General features: G+C 57.5%; 15 protein-coding genes. 5 read left to right on the plus strand and 10 right to left on the minus strand.

The window, feature by feature from the left end:
- Nucleotides 1-338: 338 nt before the first annotated feature.
- The 3 genes from groL to AOZ07_RS11750 all read right to left on the minus strand — a co-directional run bounded on the left by groL (nt 339) and on the right by AOZ07_RS11750 (nt 3969).
- Nucleotides 339-1943: a chaperonin GroEL gene (groL, locus tag AOZ07_RS11740; protein WP_060702168.1), complete on the minus strand. Its 1605-nt coding sequence runs from the start codon at nt 1941-1943 to the stop codon at nt 339-341.
- Between the two features lie 33 nt (nt 1944-1976).
- The gene (groES, locus tag AOZ07_RS11745; RefSeq protein WP_022874060.1) at nt 1977-2273 is read right to left on the minus strand and encodes a co-chaperone GroES; all 297 of its coding nucleotides are present in this window, start codon (nt 2271-2273) and stop codon (nt 1977-1979) included.
- Nucleotides 2274-2466: 193 nt separating this feature from the next.
- Complete coding sequence (locus AOZ07_RS11750; RefSeq protein ID WP_060702169.1) at nt 2467-3969, minus strand: amino acid permease; 1503 nt, start codon at nt 3967-3969, stop codon at nt 2467-2469.
- Nucleotides 3970-4471: 502 nt separating this feature from the next.
- Here AOZ07_RS11750 and AOZ07_RS11755 point away from each other — a divergent pair.
- Together AOZ07_RS11755 and AOZ07_RS11760 are read left to right on the plus strand one after the other, a co-directional pair.
- Nucleotides 4472-5713 (plus strand): THUMP-like domain-containing protein, encoded by a 1242-nt coding sequence (locus tag AOZ07_RS11755; protein ID WP_060702170.1) that lies wholly within the window; start codon nt 4472-4474, stop codon nt 5711-5713.
- 153 nt (nt 5714-5866) lie between these two features.
- Nucleotides 5867-7009 carry a glutamate--cysteine ligase gene (locus AOZ07_RS11760; protein WP_060702171.1) on the plus strand — a complete coding sequence of 381 codons (1143 nt, stop codon included), beginning with the start codon at nt 5867-5869 and terminating at the stop codon, nt 7007-7009.
- 105 nt (nt 7010-7114) lie between these two features.
- On the opposite strand, the gene AOZ07_RS11765 is transcribed toward AOZ07_RS11760, so the two are convergent.
- The 6 genes from AOZ07_RS11765 to AOZ07_RS11790 all read right to left on the minus strand — a co-directional run bounded on the left by AOZ07_RS11765 (nt 7115) and on the right by AOZ07_RS11790 (nt 15348).
- Nucleotides 7115-8875, minus strand: coding sequence for a GmrSD restriction endonuclease domain-containing protein (locus AOZ07_RS11765; RefSeq protein ID WP_236995178.1), 1761 nt, complete (start codon nt 8873-8875; stop codon nt 7115-7117).
- Nucleotides 8876-9033: 158 nt separating this feature from the next.
- Complete coding sequence (locus tag AOZ07_RS11770; RefSeq protein WP_060703434.1) at nt 9034-10185, minus strand: EcsC family protein; 1152 nt, start codon at nt 10183-10185, stop codon at nt 9034-9036.
- Between the two features lie 197 nt (nt 10186-10382).
- On the minus strand, nt 10383-10856 hold the full coding sequence (locus tag AOZ07_RS11775; protein WP_060702173.1) for a MarR family winged helix-turn-helix transcriptional regulator: 474 nt from the start codon (nt 10854-10856) through the stop codon (nt 10383-10385).
- On the minus strand, nt 10853-13147 hold the full coding sequence (locus tag AOZ07_RS11780) for an MDR family MFS transporter (RefSeq protein ID WP_084793238.1): 2295 nt from the start codon (nt 13145-13147) through the stop codon (nt 10853-10855). The genes AOZ07_RS11775 and AOZ07_RS11780 overlap by 4 nt, the downstream gene beginning before the upstream one ends.
- A 258-nt stretch (nt 13148-13405) precedes the next feature.
- Nucleotides 13406-14080 carry a FadR/GntR family transcriptional regulator gene (locus AOZ07_RS11785; RefSeq protein ID WP_060702175.1) on the minus strand — a complete coding sequence of 225 codons (675 nt, stop codon included), beginning with the start codon at nt 14078-14080 and terminating at the stop codon, nt 13406-13408.
- On the minus strand, nt 14077-15348 hold the full coding sequence (locus AOZ07_RS11790) for an MFS transporter (RefSeq protein ID WP_236995179.1): 1272 nt from the start codon (nt 15346-15348) through the stop codon (nt 14077-14079). The genes AOZ07_RS11785 and AOZ07_RS11790 overlap by 4 nt, the downstream gene beginning before the upstream one ends.
- A 200-nt stretch (nt 15349-15548) precedes the next feature.
- Between AOZ07_RS11790 and AOZ07_RS11795 the strand changes: the two genes are divergently transcribed.
- Nucleotides 15549-16382 (plus strand): fumarylacetoacetate hydrolase family protein, encoded by an 834-nt coding sequence (locus AOZ07_RS11795; RefSeq protein ID WP_060702176.1) that lies wholly within the window; start codon nt 15549-15551, stop codon nt 16380-16382.
- A 21-nt stretch (nt 16383-16403) separates the two neighbouring features.
- Here AOZ07_RS11795 and AOZ07_RS11800 read toward each other — a convergent pair whose 3' ends face one another.
- Entirely contained in the window at nt 16404-17432 is a 1029-nt protein-coding gene (locus AOZ07_RS11800) for a LacI family DNA-binding transcriptional regulator (RefSeq protein ID WP_236995180.1), read from the minus strand.
- Nucleotides 17433-17554: 122 nt separating this feature from the next.
- Between AOZ07_RS11800 and AOZ07_RS11805 the strand changes: the two genes are divergently transcribed.
- Both AOZ07_RS11805 and AOZ07_RS11810 read left to right on the plus strand, forming a co-directional pair.
- Nucleotides 17555-19027 carry a glycoside hydrolase family 32 protein gene (locus tag AOZ07_RS11805; RefSeq protein WP_236995181.1) on the plus strand — a complete coding sequence of 491 codons (1473 nt, stop codon included), beginning with the start codon at nt 17555-17557 and terminating at the stop codon, nt 19025-19027.
- Nucleotides 19024-19929, plus strand: a complete 906-nt coding sequence (locus AOZ07_RS11810) for a carbohydrate kinase family protein (protein ID WP_060702178.1) — start codon at nt 19024-19026, stop codon at nt 19927-19929. The genes AOZ07_RS11805 and AOZ07_RS11810 overlap by 4 nt, the downstream gene beginning before the upstream one ends.

The raw sequence follows: 19929 nt of genomic DNA on the forward strand, positions 1-19929 counted from the left end.
GTCGGGAACTCGGGCACGTCATCGGCAGCATGGATCTTGACACGTCAGACAACCATCCATATTATCAATCGACCCTGTGGGCCACCTGCAGAAGTGCACTCCCCTGGTCCCCCTCAAGGCATTAAATGCAAAGACTGTAGGGCGATGACGTGCGCGGGATTAATGGCTTGCCGTGGCGAACCGGTGCAAACTTTTTTGGCGCGTTGATACTCGTCACGTGCCAATGGCCGCGAATTCATCTACGGCTCACCTGCCAGCGGGATTGGGATAAAAAGAAAGCCGCCGCCGGTCCACGAGTGAACGTGGTCCGGCGGCGGCTTCAAAGCCGTCACAGCTGATTAGTGGCTGTGCGCTTCTTCCGCTTCCTCAGCAGCCTTTTCGGCAACCAGGGTTTCGGTGGTCAGCACCAGGGCTGCAATCGATGCCGCGTTGCGCAGCGCCGAACGGGTCACCTTGACCGGGTCGATGACACCTGCATGCAGCAGGTTCTCGTAGACACCGGACTTGGCGTTGAAGCCCTCGTTTGCTGGGGACTCTGCCACCTTGGACACAACTACTGCACCGTCGAAGCCGGCGTTGGTAGCGATCCAGAACAGCGGCTGCACCAGCGCGCGGCGCACAATGGCCACACCTGCGGCGACGTCGCCTTCCAAGCCGGTGACGCGGGCGTCGGAATCCAGCGAGGTCAGCGCGTCAACCAGTGCAGTACCGCCACCGGCAACGATGCCCTCTTCCAGAGCGGCACGGGTGGAGGACACTGCGTCCTCGATACGGTGCTTGCGCTCCTTCAGCTCGACCTCGGTGGAAGCACCCACCTTGATCACGCCGATGCCGCCAGCCAGCTTGGCCAGGCGCTCGGAGAGCTTCTCGCGGTCCCACTCCGAATCGGTGCGGTTCAGCTCAGCCTTCAGCTGGGCTACGCGTTCAGCAACATCTTCCTCGGTTCCCGAGCCATCAACGATGGTGGTGGAATCCTTGGTGATGGTGACGCGGCGTGCCGAGCCAAGAACTTCGGTGCCTACCTGGTCCAGGGACAAGCCCAGCTCCGGGGAGACAACCTGGGCACCGGTGAGGATGGCCAGATCCTGCATCATGGCCTTGCGGCGGTCGCCGAAGCCTGGAGCCTTGACGGCAACCACGTTCAGCAGGCCACGCAGCTTGTTGACCACCAGGGTGGACAGGGCTTCGCCCTCAACATCCTCGGCAATGATCAGCAGTGGCTTCTTGGCTTCAAGAACCTTTTCCAGCAGTGGCAGGAATTCTGCCACTGTGGAGATCTTGGAAGGGTTGATCAGGATCAGGGCGTCTTCCAGGACAACTTCCTGGCGCTCCTGGTCGGTGATGAACTGCGGCGAGAGGTAGCCCTTGTCGAACTGCATGCCCTCGGTCACTACCAATTCGGTAGCGGTGGTGGAGGATTCCTCGATGGTGATGACACCGTCGGTGCCAACAGTCTTGAAAGCCTCGGCCAGCAGTTCGCCGATTTCATCCGACTGGGCGGAGATCGCTGCAACGTTGGCAACCTTGTCGGCCACGGCAACAGCGTTAGCTGCCAGTGCCTCGGAAACAACCTCGGTAGCCAGCTCGATGCCCTTGCGAACATCGCCTGGTGCTGCACCGGCGGCGACGTTCTTCAGGCCTTCCTTGACCAGGGCTTGGGCGAGCACGGTGGCGGTGGTGGTGCCGTCGCCTGCTACGTCATTGGTCTTGGTGGCTACTTCCTTGGCCAGCTGCGCGCCAAGGTTCTCGTATGGATCTTCAAGATCGATATCACGAGCAATCGTGACACCATCGTTGGTGATGGTCGGGGCGCCCCAGGTCTTGGCAAGCACCACGTTACGGCCTCGTGGGCCGAGGGTGACCTTCACCGTGTTTGCGAGCTTATCGATTCCCGCTTCGAGTGCGCGTCGCGCTTCCTCGTTGAATGCTAGCTGCTTAGCCATGCATTTTCTCCTGAAACTTTAGAGAGGTTGGCGTTACTTTACGACGACTGCCAGTACGTCGCGAGCCGAGAGCACCAGGTACTCTTCGTTGCCGACCTTGACCTCGGTTCCGCCGTACTTCGAGTACAGGACTACGTCGCCTTCAGCAACGTCTACAGGAACGCGGTTGCCCTTGTCGTCGATGCGGCCTGGGCCTACTGCAACAACGGTGCCTTCTTGTGGCTTTTCCTTGGCGGAGTCTGGGATAACAAGGCCCGAAGCGGTGGTAGTTACGGCTTCGACCTGCTTGATGACAATGCGGTCTTCGAGCGGCTTGATGGAGACAGACATGGTCTCTCCTTTTCGTGTATGAACCAATGGTGGTAGGGGTGCGCCCTATGGCATTGGACCAACCGTCGTCGCGGTGCCAGTTGGTGGTATCCAGTCAGGCGGTGGTTCTGCAAGCACAATGCATGCAGAACTTCCACCACTGACTTTAGGACGAGATTTAGCACTCGGTCAAGGTGAGTGCTAATCAAGCCCCTTAGTTCGTCACACCGGTTCGCGCAGAGCGCACAGCGGCCGACTCTTCAATGTCCTCTGGAGCGGTGAGGTCCATATCGGAGAGCTTGACCATCTTGGACTTGGTCATCATGCGATGTCCCAGCCACAGGCTCAGGAACAGCGGCAAGCCGATGTAGGAGGAAAGCACTTCCAGCCCGTGCCCGGCCAGGACTGCCTGGTAGTTTTGGCCGACAATCACTGCAATGAGCATCAAGAACGCCACGATGGGACCTAGCGGGAAGAACGGTGCACGGTAGGGCAGGTCCTTGACGCTGTACCCCTGGGCCAGATAGCCGCGGCGGAAGCGATAGTGCGAGATGGCAATACCCACCCAGACAATGAATCCGCACAGGCCAGAAACATTCAGCAGCCAGGTGTAGGCAGCGCCCTGGCCCACCAATGCGGTCAGGAAGCCGAACAGTCCCACCGCGGCCGTGGCCAGCATGGCCATGATCGGCACACCCCGGGAATTGGTCTTCCCGAAGACCTTTGGCGCTTTGCCATCATGGGCCATGGAGTAGAGCATGCGGGTTGAGGCGTAGAGGCCCGAGTTGCCGGCGGAGAGGATGGCAGTGAGGATGACAGCGTTCATGGCAGCTGCCGCGAAGGCAATGCCGGCGCGCTCGAAGACCAGGGTAAATGGCGAGGAGGCAACGTCGGCTTCGCCGCTGGCCAGCAGGCTCGGATCAGCGAATGGGATCAGGCAGCCGATGATGAAGATGGCGCCAATGTAGAACAGCATGATGCGCCAGAAGACCCGGCGGATGGCCTTGGGCACTTCGCGCCGCGGATCCTTGGCTTCGCCGGCGGCCACACCCACCAGTTCCGTGCCCTGGAAGGAGAACCCGGCAATCATGAAGACCGAGATGATCGAAAGCCAGCCGCCATGGAAAACGTCTTTGCCTTCCTTCCAGTTGGCCAATGGATCAGCCTGTGATCCAAGAACGCCAAAGATCATCAGAACGCCGGCAGCCAGGAAGGCGATCACGGTAACTACCTTGATCAATGCCAGCCAGAATTCGCCTTCGCCAAAGGCCTTGGCCGATAGCGCGTTCAGTGCAGTCAATGCTGCCAGGAAGAGCCCAGCCCAGACCCATCCGGGGACATCGGGCAACCAGAAGCTCATGACGATGCCTGCCGCTACGAGCTCGGCCGCAACGGTGATGGCCCAGTTGAACCAGTAGTTCCAGCCGATGGCGAAGCCGAAGGACGGCGAGACGAAGCGGGTGGCGAAGGTCTGGAATGAACCAGCCACGGGGATCTTGGCGGTCATCTCCCCCAGCGACTGCATCAGCAGATAGACCATGAGGCCCACTGCCGCATAGGCCACCAAGGCGCCGCCCGGCCCGGACTGTGCGATGGTTCCGCCCGAGGCGACGAACAAGCCGGTACCGATAGACCCGCCGATGGCAATCATCTGCAGGTGGCGGCTGCTCATGCCTCGCTTGAGTTGATTCTGGGCCAGCGGCGCAGGGTCGCTCATTGCCTTGGCGCCTACGGGCGATTGATTGCTCGACGCCATCGTCGTTCGCTGCATAGATTTCTTCACAGGTGCCATGGAACACCAAAGCGAGCGCGAATGCGACCTGAGTCACTTCAGTTTTTCCGTGCGCATTTCAGCTTCGCCAAGCAGGGCCGGCGATACACCCGTCCATCACGCCAAACTGAACGGCAGACTGTAAATCAGCCAAAGCGCTACCTGCCAGAAGCTCTTGAAGGTTTCCACAAAGGATTACGCTTCCTAAACAAATGACGCTCCATGAAATAGCATCGCTTACCCAAGGGAAAAGTCCGCTTCATAATCTCCGTACCCGGATCCACGCTCGGAACGAGCCGATGCTTCGTCTTGAACCGCCCTGCCTGAACTTCGAGACGATCAAAAGAATCCGAATATGACGCCGTTATGTCACATAGCTCACAACAGCCAATCGGCCGCAACGAGTCCCGCGAACGAAGAGTCAAAGCATCAACGCTAGGCTTGAACTATGGCCCAGGCTTCTAACGACTCAACGCTCAACGATCAGTTCGCCGCTCTGCTTTCCGCGGACGGATGGCAATTGCTCTCCACCATTGATCCATCCATGGTTGCTTCCAAGGATGCCGCGTGGACGCTGAACGAAAAACTGCGCAAAGAAGGCCACGACCCCCAGGTGGTCCGCGCCGTCATTGCTCAATCAGAGCTTCGCTTCAAAGCACGAGTGAAATTCGGGCCCTTCGCCGATTCCCTGATCTTTACGCCGGCAGGCCTGGAACAGGCAACACGCTTAACCATTGCAGGCTTGCACGCGCAGCGCTTCACCAAGGCCGGGGCCACTCACGTGGCAGACCTCGGTTGCGGAATCGGCACCGACTCCATCGCGCTGGCCAGCGCTGGATTGCAGGTGACCGCGGTGGAGAAAGATGAAACTACGGCTGCAGCCACCACCTTGAACCTGATGCCCTTTGAGAATGCCACTGTGATTCACGGCGGTGCCGAAGAAACCGACCTCGCCGGAATCGACGGCGTCTGGCTGGATCCAGCACGGCGCACCGATGTTGCTGGCAGCACCCGCCGGCTCTTTGACCCAGAAGCCTTTTCCCCTCCCCTGTCATTCGTTGAGAAGCTCGTGGACTCTGGTCTCGACGTCGGCGTCAAGCTGGGCCCTGGCCTGCCACATGAAGCCATTCCCGCTAATGCGGAGTCCGTGTGGATTTCAGACCACGGGTCGGTCATCGAAGCCTGCCTGTGGTTCGGCAAGCTCAAGCGCGAAAATGTTGCGCGCGCTGCGCTGGTGATCGACAAGGATGGTGCGCATGAACTCACCAGCGACGTCGCTGCCAAGGATGATCCGGCAGCCGAAGTGGGCGAGCTGGCAGCGCACATCTACGAACCCGACGGTGCAGTCATCCGCTCGCACCTGATCTCCAAGCTCTTGGAAAGCACCGGCGGCCATCTGCTCGATGAGCACATTGCCTACTTCACCCACGAGGAACAAATCGCGACGCCTTTCGCGCGGGGCTACAAGGTGCTGGCAGTCCACGACTACAACGTGAAGAAGCTTCGCAGCTGGGTCAAGGCCAATGGAATTGGCACCCTGGACATCAAGAAGCGCGGCGTTGACGCAACTCCAGAGGAACTTCGCAAGATCCTCCTGGCCGGCGCACCCAAGGGAGCAAAGAGCCGGGCAACATTGATGCTGGCACGCATCGGAGAGAAACGTGTGGCATTCGAGGTCTCGCCTCACTAATCTAGGGTGATGCACCTCCCATCGGCTGGGTATCCCGCCCGATGAGTTGCACTACATAGAATAGGTATGGAGGAACATCGATTTTCGGTGAATTTCCAGTCCTGTTTCCCGGCTCCGGAGCAATCCGTCCGAGACGTCATCACTAGGAGCGCCGTGCAAAAAATCGAGTTCGCCCAATCTGCCCAATCCACCATCGGTGTTGAATGGGAAATCGCCTTGGTCAATCGCGAAGATGCGGACTTGTGCTCGGTAGCCGAAAAAGTACTTGATCAGCTTAAGGAAGATGCAGGGCTGGGCCACGAGGATGAGCATCCAACGGTCAAGCCTGAACTCCTGATGAATACCGTTGAGGTAGTCACCGGAGTGCACAACACCGTCGCCGGTGCCACCGAAGAACTGCGCACCAACGTGCGCATGCTCAATGACGTTGCCGGTGATCATGGAGTGGACCTCTACTCCGCTGGATCCCACCCCTTTGCGGCGCCGACCTTGCAGCCGGTTACCGACAAGGACCGCTATGCCAAGCTCATCGACCGAACCCAGTGGTGGGGGCGCCAGATGGTGATCTATGGCGTACACGTTCACGTTGGCTTGGACAGCCGCGACAAGGCCCTGCCCATCACCGATGGCCTGATCAACTACCAGCCGCACTTCCAGGCGCTCAGCGCTTCCAGCCCGTACTGGGGTGGCGAAGATACTGGTTACGCTTCGCAGCGTTCCCTGATGTTCCAGCAGCTGCCTGCGGCCGGCATCCCTTTCCACTTCAATTCATGGTCTGAATACGAATCACACATCGCAGACATGCTGCATACTGGCGTGATTGACGATGTCTCGGAAATCCGCTGGGACGTTCGCCCTGTGCCACGTTTTGGAACCGTTGAAATGCGCATCTGTGATGGCTTGAGCTCGCTGGAAGACATCGCCGCGATTACCGCGTTGACCCAGTGCCTGGTCCACGACATGTCGATGTCGATTGAAGCCGGCTACAAGATCCCGATCATGCCAGCGTGGTTCCGCGTGGAGAACAAGTGGCGCGCGGCCCGCTATGGCTTGGACGCCATCATCATCCTGAACGCCCAGGGCGATGAAATGCTCGTGACCGATCACCTGCGCGCCGAGGTCAAGCGCCTCGCTCCGGTTGCTGAGCAGCTGGGCTGCTCCAAGGAGCTGCAGGGCATCATCACCCTGATTGAATCCGGCGCCGAGTACCAGCGCCAGCGCAAAGTCTTCGCTTCGTCTGGCGGGGACTTCCATGCCGTCGTGCGCGATAACGTGGCGCGGATGAAGGCTGTCTAATCACAGATTCAATCCGTATTTTAGAATTTTTAGACACCATGGCACCTAATCATTTGAAGCGCCATGGCGTCCTTGTTGCGCCCGATCAGTTCTAACTATGCACAATTAGAGAGTCTCATAATATACCTTGATCGCAGCGGCCATGAGCGCGCGGCGTTCGTTGAGGAATTCAAAATAAGTAGACGAGTCTACCTCTGCCAAACGATCTGGCAACGCGTTTTCTCTCAAATTCTTCCTGAAGTCCGAATCGTCCGCAATCTCACCTAGGCCCAAATCTTTCGTTTCAATCTGTTCTCGAATCCGTGCCAGGTAGGCAGAAGGCGACGCATCGTTTATCGCGATATTAATTGCAGTTTCCGTCAACGCGTAGTTAGCTACTTGGTTGTATTCTGAACGATCTTTCAGGCCAGAATTGATCAAGTAGTTTTTTGGAACAATATGGTGGATATCTCCTGAGTGTTCTTGCATCGTAGCTACAGAGATGTGTTTGGAGAGAAAACCTCTCGCTCCTCCAGCGACCTGTGAAGCGATGTACGTTTGGAAATAAGGACTGTTTGTACTTGTCGTCTCCAAGTTCTGAGGAAGAGTTACAGCCCAAAAGCCTTCGCTCAACTCTGACTTCTCAATCTGTTCAAGATACTCGGCTGCACCATGCTGAGTGATGCGACGCATATCTTGTTCCCAAGTAGATTCAAAGCTACCGGAGTGACGACCGGTCAGGGCAGACATTACGAACCATCGGCGCGTGATTCTCTTTCGCTCGCCTTCGCTCATCGTCTTGTCCTGACGCAATTTCAAGTACAAGGCGTATGCAAAGTTGAGCGCGTTCTTGGAATTAATGAGTTTCGAGGAAATGAAACCTGCCGACTTAATCAGCATCACGAAATTCTCAAACTGGTACTTCGATGTAATTTCAATCAGCGCAGCTTCGAGTTTGTCGTAAGCTTCCGGAATGCGCGATTCATCAACTTTACGACTTTCGGGATCCCGTCCAGAAAGTTCGCTAACGATGGACGATGCCTTACCTCGATTGAAGCCAACTAGACCGGCTACGCGGACGATGTCGTTGTAACTCGGATCATACAGTTCTTCCGCGTCTTCTTTGAGCCAACTGATTCTCGACAGGAATCCAGATTGAGCAAACTCAGTGTCGTTCTCAGCAATATCTTCATATGCGTGAGGTGCAACGGACAGATGACAGAAGTAATCAATTAATTTTCGAAGGTTGCGACCACGGTCGCCATATGTAGCGATCTTGCTCATTGCAAAATCAGCACTGGAAAGCGGAACTCCTTTGGAATTGATCCGAATGAAAATTTCGGAGACGGTTTCAACGTCTAGATCGTCGCTAAGGGCAATAACTCCAATTTGAGCGTTCTTAATCTCAACCAAATGGTCAATATTCTCAGCCGCAACATCCTGATCCACGTCCGGGTTCTGCTGAAGATAATTTCCAACGAACTTGAACGAGGCTGCACTCTTGAAGATCTCGCTGATATCAGAAATCCACTGAGTGTCCCTGCGAATAACTGGAGTTAAAGTGGCAAATTCTTCCGTCATCGGATTGAATGCAATCGTAATGCGCTTCCGGCTGTACTTTTTTGTCATGACTGACAAGCCGGCAATGGCTGCTTGAATTGCTGTTACACGTTGCTGACCATCTATCAAGATTTGTTGATGGGCTGCGACGTGGCCTCCTTTCAGATGAGCACCGACGGACTGCCATGTGATGAGATACCCGACAGGGTAACCGCGGTAGAGGGAATCCATGAGATCGCGGACTTTTACGCTATCCCAAACGAACGGTCGTTGAAGCTCTGGTATTGCAATTTGTTCGCTTTGCACCTGAGACAGCAATGTGCTCACTGGCAGTTGGTTAACGGTATATTTCGCCAAAATCGCTCTTAATTATCTGGTTGATTCTCTGCTTAATACCAAATCTACAATGTGTTCGAATAAATTCAATAAAGTAATTACTCGCTAGGTTCGCACAGGAGTTAAAAGTTGGAGGTTTAACGGTTGAACTACTGGTCATACTTCGGGGACCTTGATGAACCAAGGTCCGGACCGCCCACATCTGCTAGCTCCTCAAGTACGCTGATGACTTCGTCGGTGTCAATGCCATACTCTGGCTGCTCATCAATCGGAGTCCCTGAGGCCATATCTTGAGAGAATTGCGGGTATTTATCCGACAGGAATCGTCGTCGATAAGCAACGTCTGCGGTGTCTACAATTGATTCAAGAGTGCTCCAGTTGAAGGCTCCGCCAATGGCGATACCGGCAAGTGGAACCACTTTCCCGAGGCCTTGTTTGGTGAGACGGATCGTAAATCTCTTCGCAAACTGTTTTGAGAGTTGCGTGACGATCGACTTGTCTAAAATCGTCCAAGCTTTACCGCGCACAAGCGCTTGCGTCAGACGCGAAATATCAGCCAACGCTGCGGTCTTCGCGCCTGCTGACATGGCCGTGCCGGCATTAACGACCGACATGATGAATACCTTTTCAGCGGGATCTTCCGGATCATAACCGTAGAGCAGGGAAACATGTCCGACTGCACGTGAAGATAACGCCAAGACCCCTGCAGCGTCTCCAATCATGGCGCCCGCCACAGCGGCGCCGGACGGCGCTGCGGCGACACCGCCGGTAACTGGAATGGCCAATTCGCCACCCGAAATGACGAGGCCTGCACCCATGCCTGAAAGAGCGGCCGCAATTGGGTAACCCCAACTGGCGCCTTGGCCCCGAACAGCGTCGATTTGCTGAAGATCCAGCCGACGAAGATCTCGCAACGAAGCAACCTCGTGTCCGCGCTTCTTATGCTTGGAGACCACTTTCTGCGGTGAAAGTCCCACGCGCGAAATTCTGCCTACTGTTCGTCGCATTGAACCCATCGCCGAAGCGCTCCAATCCGTAAGGCCCTCGGGGATGGCCTCAACAGTCTTGCGGGCACCACTGGTAAGGGCAATGGCACCCCGACCGACTATTTCCTGGCCCTTGACCAGAGCAGCTTGAGCAGAAGGTCGCTTTTCTAAGAACTGTGTAGCTCGGTCACCCAGTTTCTCAGCGCTTGTCGAAGCTTGTTCTCCGACGTTTCTCAGCATTTGAGACAGAGGTCTACCCTTGAATTTTTCGAGGTCGTGCCAGGCTGCGAGTTCATATTCAGATGGTTCAGTCATGTCGAGAGTGTAGCCCGGCACACCGACACTCAGGTAAACAATTCAAAGCTGGCAATGGCACCAACGATTGATTTTCACGAACTGCCCCCACCGACATTGATCAAATTTTTTGATCACCGAAGGAAGTAAAGCCCACGGGCGGTTCCCGATCAGTGATCGGAAACCGCCCGTGGGCTTTGCTACTGCTATGTCAACGCCTAGTCGCGGAAGCGTTCTTCCACTTGCTCAGAGAAACGCAAGAGGAGCGATGCGAGTTCCGAGACATCTCGCGGATCCCACGCTGCAAAGATGTTCCAGTACTCGGAACGCGTGGACCGCTTGATCTCCTTGAATCGATCGAGCGCGAACTTGGTCGGGCTGACCAAATACACCCGCGCATCTTGCTGCGAACGCTCCAGCTGAATCAGGCCCCATTGTTTCAGGTCCTTGAGCTGGCGTGAGACCACCGACTTATCCATGTGGCAGCCAGCAACCAAATCGGAAACCGTCAGGTCCTCTCCGGGACGGCGCAGTGCGCACAGCAGCACTGCCCGCAACACCGAGAACCCGGCGCCACGCAGCTCCGGATGGAACTTCCTGGCGTTGTGAGCCATGCGCTCCTTGACCGCGGGAGCCAGCCTGGCGAATGCCGCTTCGATGTCATCTAGCGCCGCACCGTTGGCGTCGTTCACGACTGCTCATTCCGATTTGGCTCTGTCGCACCGCCTGATGCTTCCTCGACTGCAGGTGATGGCGCGACAGGCTCGTCAGCAGCTTCTGGTTCGGTGTTGCCGGCCCCAGCAGCGTGGCGCCCCTGCATCCTGCTGACAGCACGGCGCTCGGCGCGGGCCTGCAGCTGCAGTTCTCGCTGAACGCGCTCGGTGTCATCCACGCGCTCCCCCAGAACATTCAATCGCTGGTCATAGGATTTCAACGCCTGGACGACGTCGCCGACCTGCTCTTCTATCTGGGCATGGGCGGCACGGGCCTTTTCCAGCGTGGTTTGGAGCTCTTCTACCATGAATTCAACGCGAGCGGACTCGTGATGGGCGTCAATCTCCGCTGCCTCCAGCGGCTGGGAGATGGTCGGCTCAGTGCCTGGCTGGCGAGCATCGGTGTTGGCACCAGTACCCGGCTGGACACTGCGGGTGCGCATGACCTGCTCGGCAAGATCGCGCTCATCCATCCGGCGAGCCTGGCGCACCTGGCGACGGGCCTCGCTCAGTTCATCCTCTGATGGAAGAGTGATGGCCCCGGTGGCAACGAGCTCCTCATAGCCGCGGCCGCCACGTTCAGCCGGCTCCAGTGCGGAAAGTTCTCCGCCCAGCTCCTCTTCGATCTGCTCCGAAGCTGACTTCTTGGACAGCGGCTTGTTCGGGAGGAAGATGGCACAGATCAAGGTGACGATCGCCAGTGGGACTACCAGCAAGAACAGGAAGGCGATGGACTGGCCGTAGGAGCTTTCCACGACGGCGCGCACTGGTTCGCACAGGTCATTCACAGCGGGCACGGTACCGCTGCCCAATGACTTGAGGCTGTCGGCACAATCAGGATTATCAACCAGGAGCTGCGGAGCACCGGCTGCCTTGTTGATTTCCTCGACGGCCTTGGCCAGGCCGTCCTTCATCTTGTCAGCCACCTGGGTGCCCAAGACGGAACCCAGAACGGAGACGCCAATGGTGCCGCCAAGGCTGCGGAAGAAGGCGATGGCACCGGAGCCGGCACCAATCATGCGTGGCGGCAGCGAGTTCTGCGTGACCAGCACCAGGTTCTGCATCAGTACGCCGGAGCCCAAACCGAGCAGGAACATGCCCAGGTCAACGAACCACAGCGGGGTGTCGTAGTCGATTCGCGACATCAGGTACAGGCCAACGCTGAGCACCACGCCGCCACCGACAACATACTTCTTCCAGCGGCCGGTGCGCGAAATCAGCTGGCCGACGATGATGGCACCGAACATGGAGCCAAGAACCATTGGCAGGGTCTGCAGGCCTGCGTGAGTGGGCGTGAACCCGCGGGCGAGCTGCAGGTACTGGCTCAGGAAGACCGAGGTGCCGAACATGGTGACGCCCACGGCGACCGATGCGATGGATGCCAGCGCAAAAGTGCGCTGGGCAAAAAGGCGGATCGGGATGATGGGTTCCTTGACGTGCAGTTCCCAGAGCACGGTGGCAATGATCAGCACGCCGGCAGCGGCGGCCATGGTGATGCTCTGCGAGGAGTCCCAGGCAAATCCGCCGGAGTCCGGGGTCTTGCCGCCGAGGCTGATCCAAATCAGCAGCAGGCTGATGCCCGCAATGATCAGTGCCGAGCCGAGGAAGTCGATCTTCGTGGTGCCCTTCACGTGCTTGATGCGCAAGGTGGCCTGGATGAGGATCAATGCGCCAACGGCGAAAGGCACGCAGACGAAGAAGCACCATTCCCAGCCCCAGTTATCGGCAATAACGCCACCCAGCAGCGGGCCGCCAATCTGGCCAACAGCCATCACGGCACCCATGATGCCCATGTACTTGCCACGCTCGCGAGGCGAAATGATGTCTGCGATCACAACCTGGACCAGGGCCATCAGGCCACCGGTGCCAACCGACTGGACCAGGCGCCAGCCGATCAGCCATGACATTGCGCCCTCATGGGTATCGCCGCCGATCTGGCTGGAGAAGCCAGCCGCTACGGTACCGGCCACGAAGATGACCAAGGCGATTTGCAGCATCGCCTTGCGGTTGAAGATATCGGAGAGCTTGCCCCAGATTGGGGTGGTGACGGTCATGGAAAGGAAAGCCGCAACCAGCACCCAGGTGTACTGGGTATTCGTGCCGTGGAGGTCGGCAACGATCAATGGCATTGGCGTGGCGATCACCGTCGATGACACCAATACGGTGAACATCGCGGCCATCAGGCCTGAGATGGAAAGCATTACCTGCGCCGGCTTCATGGCGGCTGCAGGTTTTGCCTCGGTTTCTAAAGGCGGTGCAGAAGTTGACATTACTCAACCATCTAAAAAAGGTTGAATATTGTCAACTTCTTATTTTGAGCTAGCTGGCGATGGAAAATTGCATTGCCAGGCTATTTATTACGCTGATTTCCGGGGGTCGCACCGCACCGTCAACCCGCCCGGCGAGCGCTGCGGGAAAGCAAAATGTCGCCAAGCTCACAGGGCATTTTCCTGAATGAATCCACAAAGGAAAGCGTCCGCTGGGAAATTGCCCAGCCAGCGCCGGAACAGCAATGGCTGCCTTGGCCGCTACGGCATCCAGCTCATGCAGTAGTCAAGATTCTCGATCACTGTTCTGGCCGCGGCTTCAGGGTCTCGGGCTTCGATGGCGTCGACCAGCGTTTCATGCCCCTCGCGCAGGCAGCCATCGAACCCATCGGCAAGCCGCTGGACCATCTTGGCACCGTGGAAAACATCGCCGAAGCCCTCGTAGATCTCATGCATCAGCGGGACGCCGGAGGCGCGCGCCACTTCCAGATGGAACTGCCAATCGGCCTGCGACCAGGCCTGGAAATCCCGAGCCTTCCACGCTTCATCGCGTTGCGCCAAGAGCGCGCGCAAAAGCTGGACGACGTGCGCATCGGCTGCGTGGGCGGCGAGCCTCGCCGATTGGGTGTCGAGGGCAAAACGAACCTGCAGCACGTCCCGGTCCGAGTGCTCGCGGTAGATCCGCTGCGCGGTGCCGCTGATCTCATTGGTGGCCCGAACGTAGGTCCCGTCGCCCCGGCGGACTTCGAACATGCCGGTGCGCGCCAAGGCCTTGATGGCTTCGCGCAGGGTGCCGCGCGAAATGCCGAACTCCGCCATCAGCTCGGGCTCGGAAGGAATGCGCTCGCCAACCGGCCAGCGCCCCTGGGCTACCCCGTCTTGCAGCTTGGCGGCTACTTCATCGGCCAGGGGCCGCCGCATCGGCGTAGCACTCATGCCTGCCCCTTCTCGGATGCCGCATCCACCTCAACGAGGTGCCGTGATTCATGATCCTGTCGAAGGCCCCCGAGCTTGTAGCAGAACAGCAGCTGCACCACTGCGCAGGCCAGGATGATCACCAAACCGGTCGTCCATGACCCCAGGGCGCCTTGCATGATCCCCAGTGCAAAGGGGCCGATAGCGGCAATCAGGTAGCCAACGGATTGCGCCACGGTGGATAGCGCCGTGGTTTCTTCTGCGCTGCCCCCGCTGCGGCTGAGCATGAGCATGACCAGCGGGAACACGCCGAATCCAAGGCCGATCAGAAGCGAGGTCAACAACGACAATTCCACCGGCAAGAACAGCAAGGCAGTGAAGCCCAGCACTGAGCAACTGGCAGTCAATACGAAAGCGGCGCGTTGCAGCCCCGGCTTCGAAGCCATCCAGAGCACCGCCAGGACGGCAAGAATGCTGACGCCCTGAACGATTCCCAGCATCAAGCCCGCGGCGACCGGTTCCAGCCCCCTCGATATCAGGATGTGGGGCAACCAGCTGACCACCGTGTAGACCAGCAAGGACTGGATGCCGAACACCGTGGTGAAGAGCAGGCCCTTGCGCGTAGCCAGCAGGGCCCAGGGAGAGACGTGAGCACCCGGTGAGACGGTGGCCCGCTTGCTCGAGAATGCCAGCGGTATGAAGACCAGCAGTGCCATGAAGGCCGGAATTGCCCACAGGGCCAAAGCTGTTGTCGGCGAACCTGCCTTGGCGGCCAGCGGGACGCTGATCGATGAGGCCAGGGTTGCGCCAATGGACATGGTTGTCGTGTAGGCCGCTGTCATCGAAGCCGCGCGGTTCCCGTGATATTGGCGGATGAACGAGGGCATGGCGACATTGCAAACAGCCAGCCCGCACATGCCTACTACCGTTCCTCCCAGCAGGGCCCACGTTGAATCAGCCATGCGCAGCGCCAATCCGGCCGCAAGCATCAACAAGGAAAGAGCGATTCCGAGCTCAAGGCCTGTCCGCCGGAGCACCGTGCTGGTCGCTGCCCCAGCCACCGCAAAGCACAACACCGGGATGGTCGGCAGCAGCGAGGCAACAAAGGTCCCATACCCCATCAGCTCCTGCAGGTCGTGGAACAGCGGCGATGCCGACGCAATTCCCATGCGCAGATTCAGGCCGACAAGGATGACGGCCACGACCGCGAGGAGATTCGCCCTCCATGCGGGTTTCAGGGCTTCTTGATCTGCTGGCTGGTTCGATGGTCCAGTTGAATTAACACTCACACCTAAACATTAGACGTTTGATGTTTGATAGCGCGATTCTTGTGACCCGACTTACATCGCGCTGGCTCATGGCCCATCAGTGGAAGACGGCGTTGAACAAGAATCGCAAGTTCGTTGCCATGAACCGCAAAGCGCTCCTCCCTGTAAACAAAACATCGCCAACCACAGGATCACACTGCTTCAGTAGGTAGGATTCGAATATGCCTGAAGCCGTTTACCGAATCGCGCGCGTTCGCCCCAAAGACAGTGAACCAGCAGCAAACGCCGAACAATTTTTCGTCCGCAATGACGCTGCCGATTTCGATTCTGCGGAAGGCCGCATGTGGAAAGTCATCGCTTCACCGTTTACTGGCTCGCGATCGAATCAGAATAGCCCTGCACGGCCAGGCTGGCACATCGATGACCTGGTAGCCGAAGAGCAGTTTGATCTCCTATCCCCCTGCAACCCAACGAACATTTTCGGGATGGCGCACAACACCGGGGCACCAGGCCGCGCCGTGCCGCCACAAGCCTTCCACAAGGCCGCCAGCTCGGTCGTGGGCCCCTTGGACGCCATAAAGTTGGATGATAGCGGTGCGCGCGTTGATCCGGAAGCAGAGTTGGCAATCGTCATTGGCCGGCCCGCCAAGAACCTCACGCTGGAAAATGCCCGTGAAGCTGTTCTCGGTGTAACCATCGGCAATGACGTAACGGACCGTGACGCCCAAAGGGCTGATGAGCTGTGGATCAGCGCCAAGAGCCCTGATACCTTCACTCCGGTGGGCCCGTGGATTGTTGCCGGCTTGGATGACAGCGATCTGGAAGTCGGCATCGTGCACAATGGCGAAGCTCTTGCAACCTCGACCACTCAGAATCTCGGGTGGGGCGTTGAAGAGATCCTGGTCTACCTCAGCGGATTCATGACCCTGCAACCGGGCGATCTCGTCTTGACCGGTTTCCCTGCCAAGTCCCGGCCAATTGCCGCCGGCGATGACGTCATTTGCAAGATCCAGGGCATCGGGGAACTGAAGAATCCAGTAGTTCAGGCCAGCTGAGAATCTGTTTCAAAGCGTGGATCAATGATTCCTCATGGAGTCGCGTTCAATGAGCGGCATATCAATCTGGTGCTCGCCAGGCTCCAGGCTTCCCTCCAGCAGCAAATCGACAGCAAGGGCACCCATTTCCTCATAGGGAAGCCGGATAGAGCTCAGCTGCGGTCGCAAGTAGCTGGCAATGATCTCATCATCGAAGGAGAGGACCGACAGATCCGCTCCCGGAGTCAAGCCCTTTTCGGCGAGCGCTTGGAAGACGCCCATGGCCACACGGTCGTTGGCACAAATTATCGCTTCGGGCTTGTACCCCTCGGAAAGCATCTGCGTAGTGGCTTGGTACCCGTCAGTGGGGTTCCAGTCGTCGAGCACCCAGTGACCGAGAACTTCCAGGTTCGCTTCAGACAAGGACCTTCGCAGAGAGTCAAAGCGGCGCGTGATGCTGGGATACGTCCTGGGATCTTTTTCAGCGCTTCCCAGCTCGCCGATGACTGCGACGCTGCGAGCACCGGATTCAACGATATGCCGCACCGCTTTAGCGCCGGATTCATTTTCATTGGGAAGAACCGCGGTGCAGGGGCTGTCATCAATGCCGTTGACCAGAACGGTGGGTAATCCAGTCTGGGGAATCTTCAAATCTCGCTGTCGGGAATCCATGAATCCAAGAATGAGCCCGTCCACATCTCGGTGTGCCATCTGCTTTATGGCTTCAGCCATTTGCTCAGGTTTGCCAAAGGTCTCAGCAATGAGCACCGTATGCTCTCGACTTTCCGCCGCACGCAGGATGCCAGTGATCATTTCCGAAGCGAAGCGGGTGACCGTCACTTGGTCGGAAATAAAGCCAAGTGTGCGCGTCTTGCCACTGCGCAATGATTGGGCCGCAGCATTTGGACGGTAACCCAGTTCCTTTGCCACCCCGCGGACTCGTTCAGTTGCCTCAGCTGACAGCCGCGATCCCGGCTTGTTATTCAGAATCATGCTGACTGCCGCTTTGGACATGCCCGAGGCTTCTGCCACATCGGCTAGTGTGACCCGTTTTGCTTTGTGCGATTCCACGTTTCCCTCTTGCGAATTACCTAAATGCAATTATTCGACCCTAGCCTATTGCAGGGCTTGGATCACACTGCTAGAGTTTTTTGCTAAATGCATTTAGCACCACTTATTGAAGGATGACATCGTTGCCCAAAACTCAGCTGGTCGCAGTGAAGCGACCACAACTGCACTTCACTGCGAAGAAAAACTGGATCAATGATCCCAACGGATTGTTCTTTGATGGAAAGCAGTACCACCTGTACTTCCAGCACAATCCCAATGGCGTTGGCCACGGCTACATGTCGTGGGGCCACGCGGTGAGCACCGATCTGGTGAACTGGGAAGAATTGCCCATCGCCATCCTGCATGGCGATGTCGCTGACATCTTCTCGGGGTCCATCGTGGTGGACCACGAAAACACCAGCGGCTTCGGCGACGGCACAGTTCCACCGGTTATTGCCATCTACACCGCAGCGGCCAAGGACGAATCCAACCAGTCCCAGGCCATCGCCTACTCGCTAGATGGCGGGGAAACCTTTACCAAGTACGAGCAGAACCCAGTGCTTGACCGTGGTTCCAAGGACTTCCGTGATCCCAAGGTCATCCGCTACGAATCCGAGCAGGGTTCCTACTGGGTCATGGTTGCTGTTGAAGCCATCGAACGTCGAGTGCTGGTCTATCGTTCCGAGAACCTCAAGGACTGGACCGAGCTCTCCAGCTTTGGTCCTCAGTCCGCCATCGCAGGAATCTGGGAATGCCCAGACCTCTTCCAACTGCCAGTAGCCGGCACCGACCAGCTCAAGTGGGTACTGATTGTTTCACTGAACCCAGGAGGCGTTGCCGGCGGCTCTGGTACCCAGTACTTCATTGGAGAATTCGATGGCACCTCCTTCACCCCTGATCATGATCAACAAGTCCGGGATAGCTTCGAATACGAATCCTTGAAGCAAGGCAACTGGCTGGATTGGGGCCGCGACTTCTATGCCGGCGTCAGCTTCCACGGCCTGCCAGCAGACCAGCAGACTGTAATTGCCTGGATGAGCAACTGGGATTACGCCCGGGAACTCCCCCACGATGGATGGCGCGGATCCATGAGCACCGCCCGTCGCCTCGACCTCGTAAAGAATTCTGACGGAAAGCTTGAGATTCGCCAGTGCATTCTTGGACTGCCGGCAAGCGAAGTTGCTGCTTCTGTTACTCCAGCTGGCGAAGGCCGTATCGAGCTAGGCTCCCCTGCCCTGCTTGAGTTGGCTGTTGGCGGCGACGCGAATGGATCAGCGGCCCTTTCCCTGTTCCGTGCTGATGACACACTTATCAGTGAACTCACCATTGAATCCGAATTTGTTCAGCACCGCCGCGAAACAGGCAAAGTGGATCACGAGCTCTACGCCTCCAACCAGCGCATGCCGTTGCCAGCAGATACGGGTGAACTAACTGTGCAAGTTTTGGTGGACCACGGATCTGTAGAAATCCTTGCGGCTAATGGCCTGCGTTCCCTGACGGATCAGCTGACCGGTGAAGAAGCACCAGCCTATGCGACGCTGCGCGTAGCAACCGGAGCGAGTGTGACTTTCAAAGTCCTGCCACTCTCGGATAAGTCAGTGGAGCTCAACGCATGAGCCGCATCAACGTATTAGGCGAATCCCTCGTCGACGTTGTTGGCGATAAAGCTCATCCAGGCGGTTCTCCGCTGAATGTCGCTGTCGGACTGGCTCGGCTGGGCCACGAAGTTCAGTTCTATACCGAATTCGGACAAGACGCCTACGGCAATCTAATTGCTGAACACCTTGGGCAAGCTGGGGTGCATGTGGCCGCAGGCTCAGTGACTGAACGCTCCACGTCCGTGGCACAGGTGGAGATGGATGAGCATGCCAATGCGCACTACAGCTTTGATATCCACCAGCAGATCCCTTCGGTTCCAGTTGCTGAAGGCGCGAATCTGCTTCACACCGGTTCAATTGCGGCGTGGATTGAACCATCAGGCGAACGCATTGTTGACGCTTTCAAAAATGCAACGGACGATGCGCTACTAAGCTACGACCCAAACCTGCGCCCTGATCTTGTTGTGGATCGAGACTCAGCGCTACAACGTATCGAATTGCTCATGAGCTTGAGCCATATCGTGAAGCTCAGCGACGTCGATGGACAGTGGCTCTATCCAGATCTAGACGCATGGGAAGTTCTGGAGCACGTAGCTAATCTCGGTCCAGCTTTGGCAGTGATGACTCAAGGCGGAGACGGGTGCTTGGCTCTTTCGTCCGGTCAGCGGTTCGATGTTGCTGCTTCACCTACCACCCTGGTTGACACCATCGGTGCAGGCGACGCGTTCATGTCCGGGCTGCTCTTTGGGGTTCTGGACAACCCTGGATTAGTTGAAGCACTTCATAACGACGTGGCTGCCGACTCTGATGAGGTTGAAGATGCACTTCGTCATGCGTTAACCTCAGCTGCACTGACCGTGGCCCAAGCCGGAGCCAATCCCCCGTGGATTCAAGACTTCTCCCTCGCAATTTCCAAGTAA

It is taken from the genome of Glutamicibacter halophytocola, from assembly GCF_001302565.1.
GTDB lineage: Bacteria > Actinomycetota > Actinomycetes > Actinomycetales > Micrococcaceae > Glutamicibacter > Glutamicibacter halophytocola.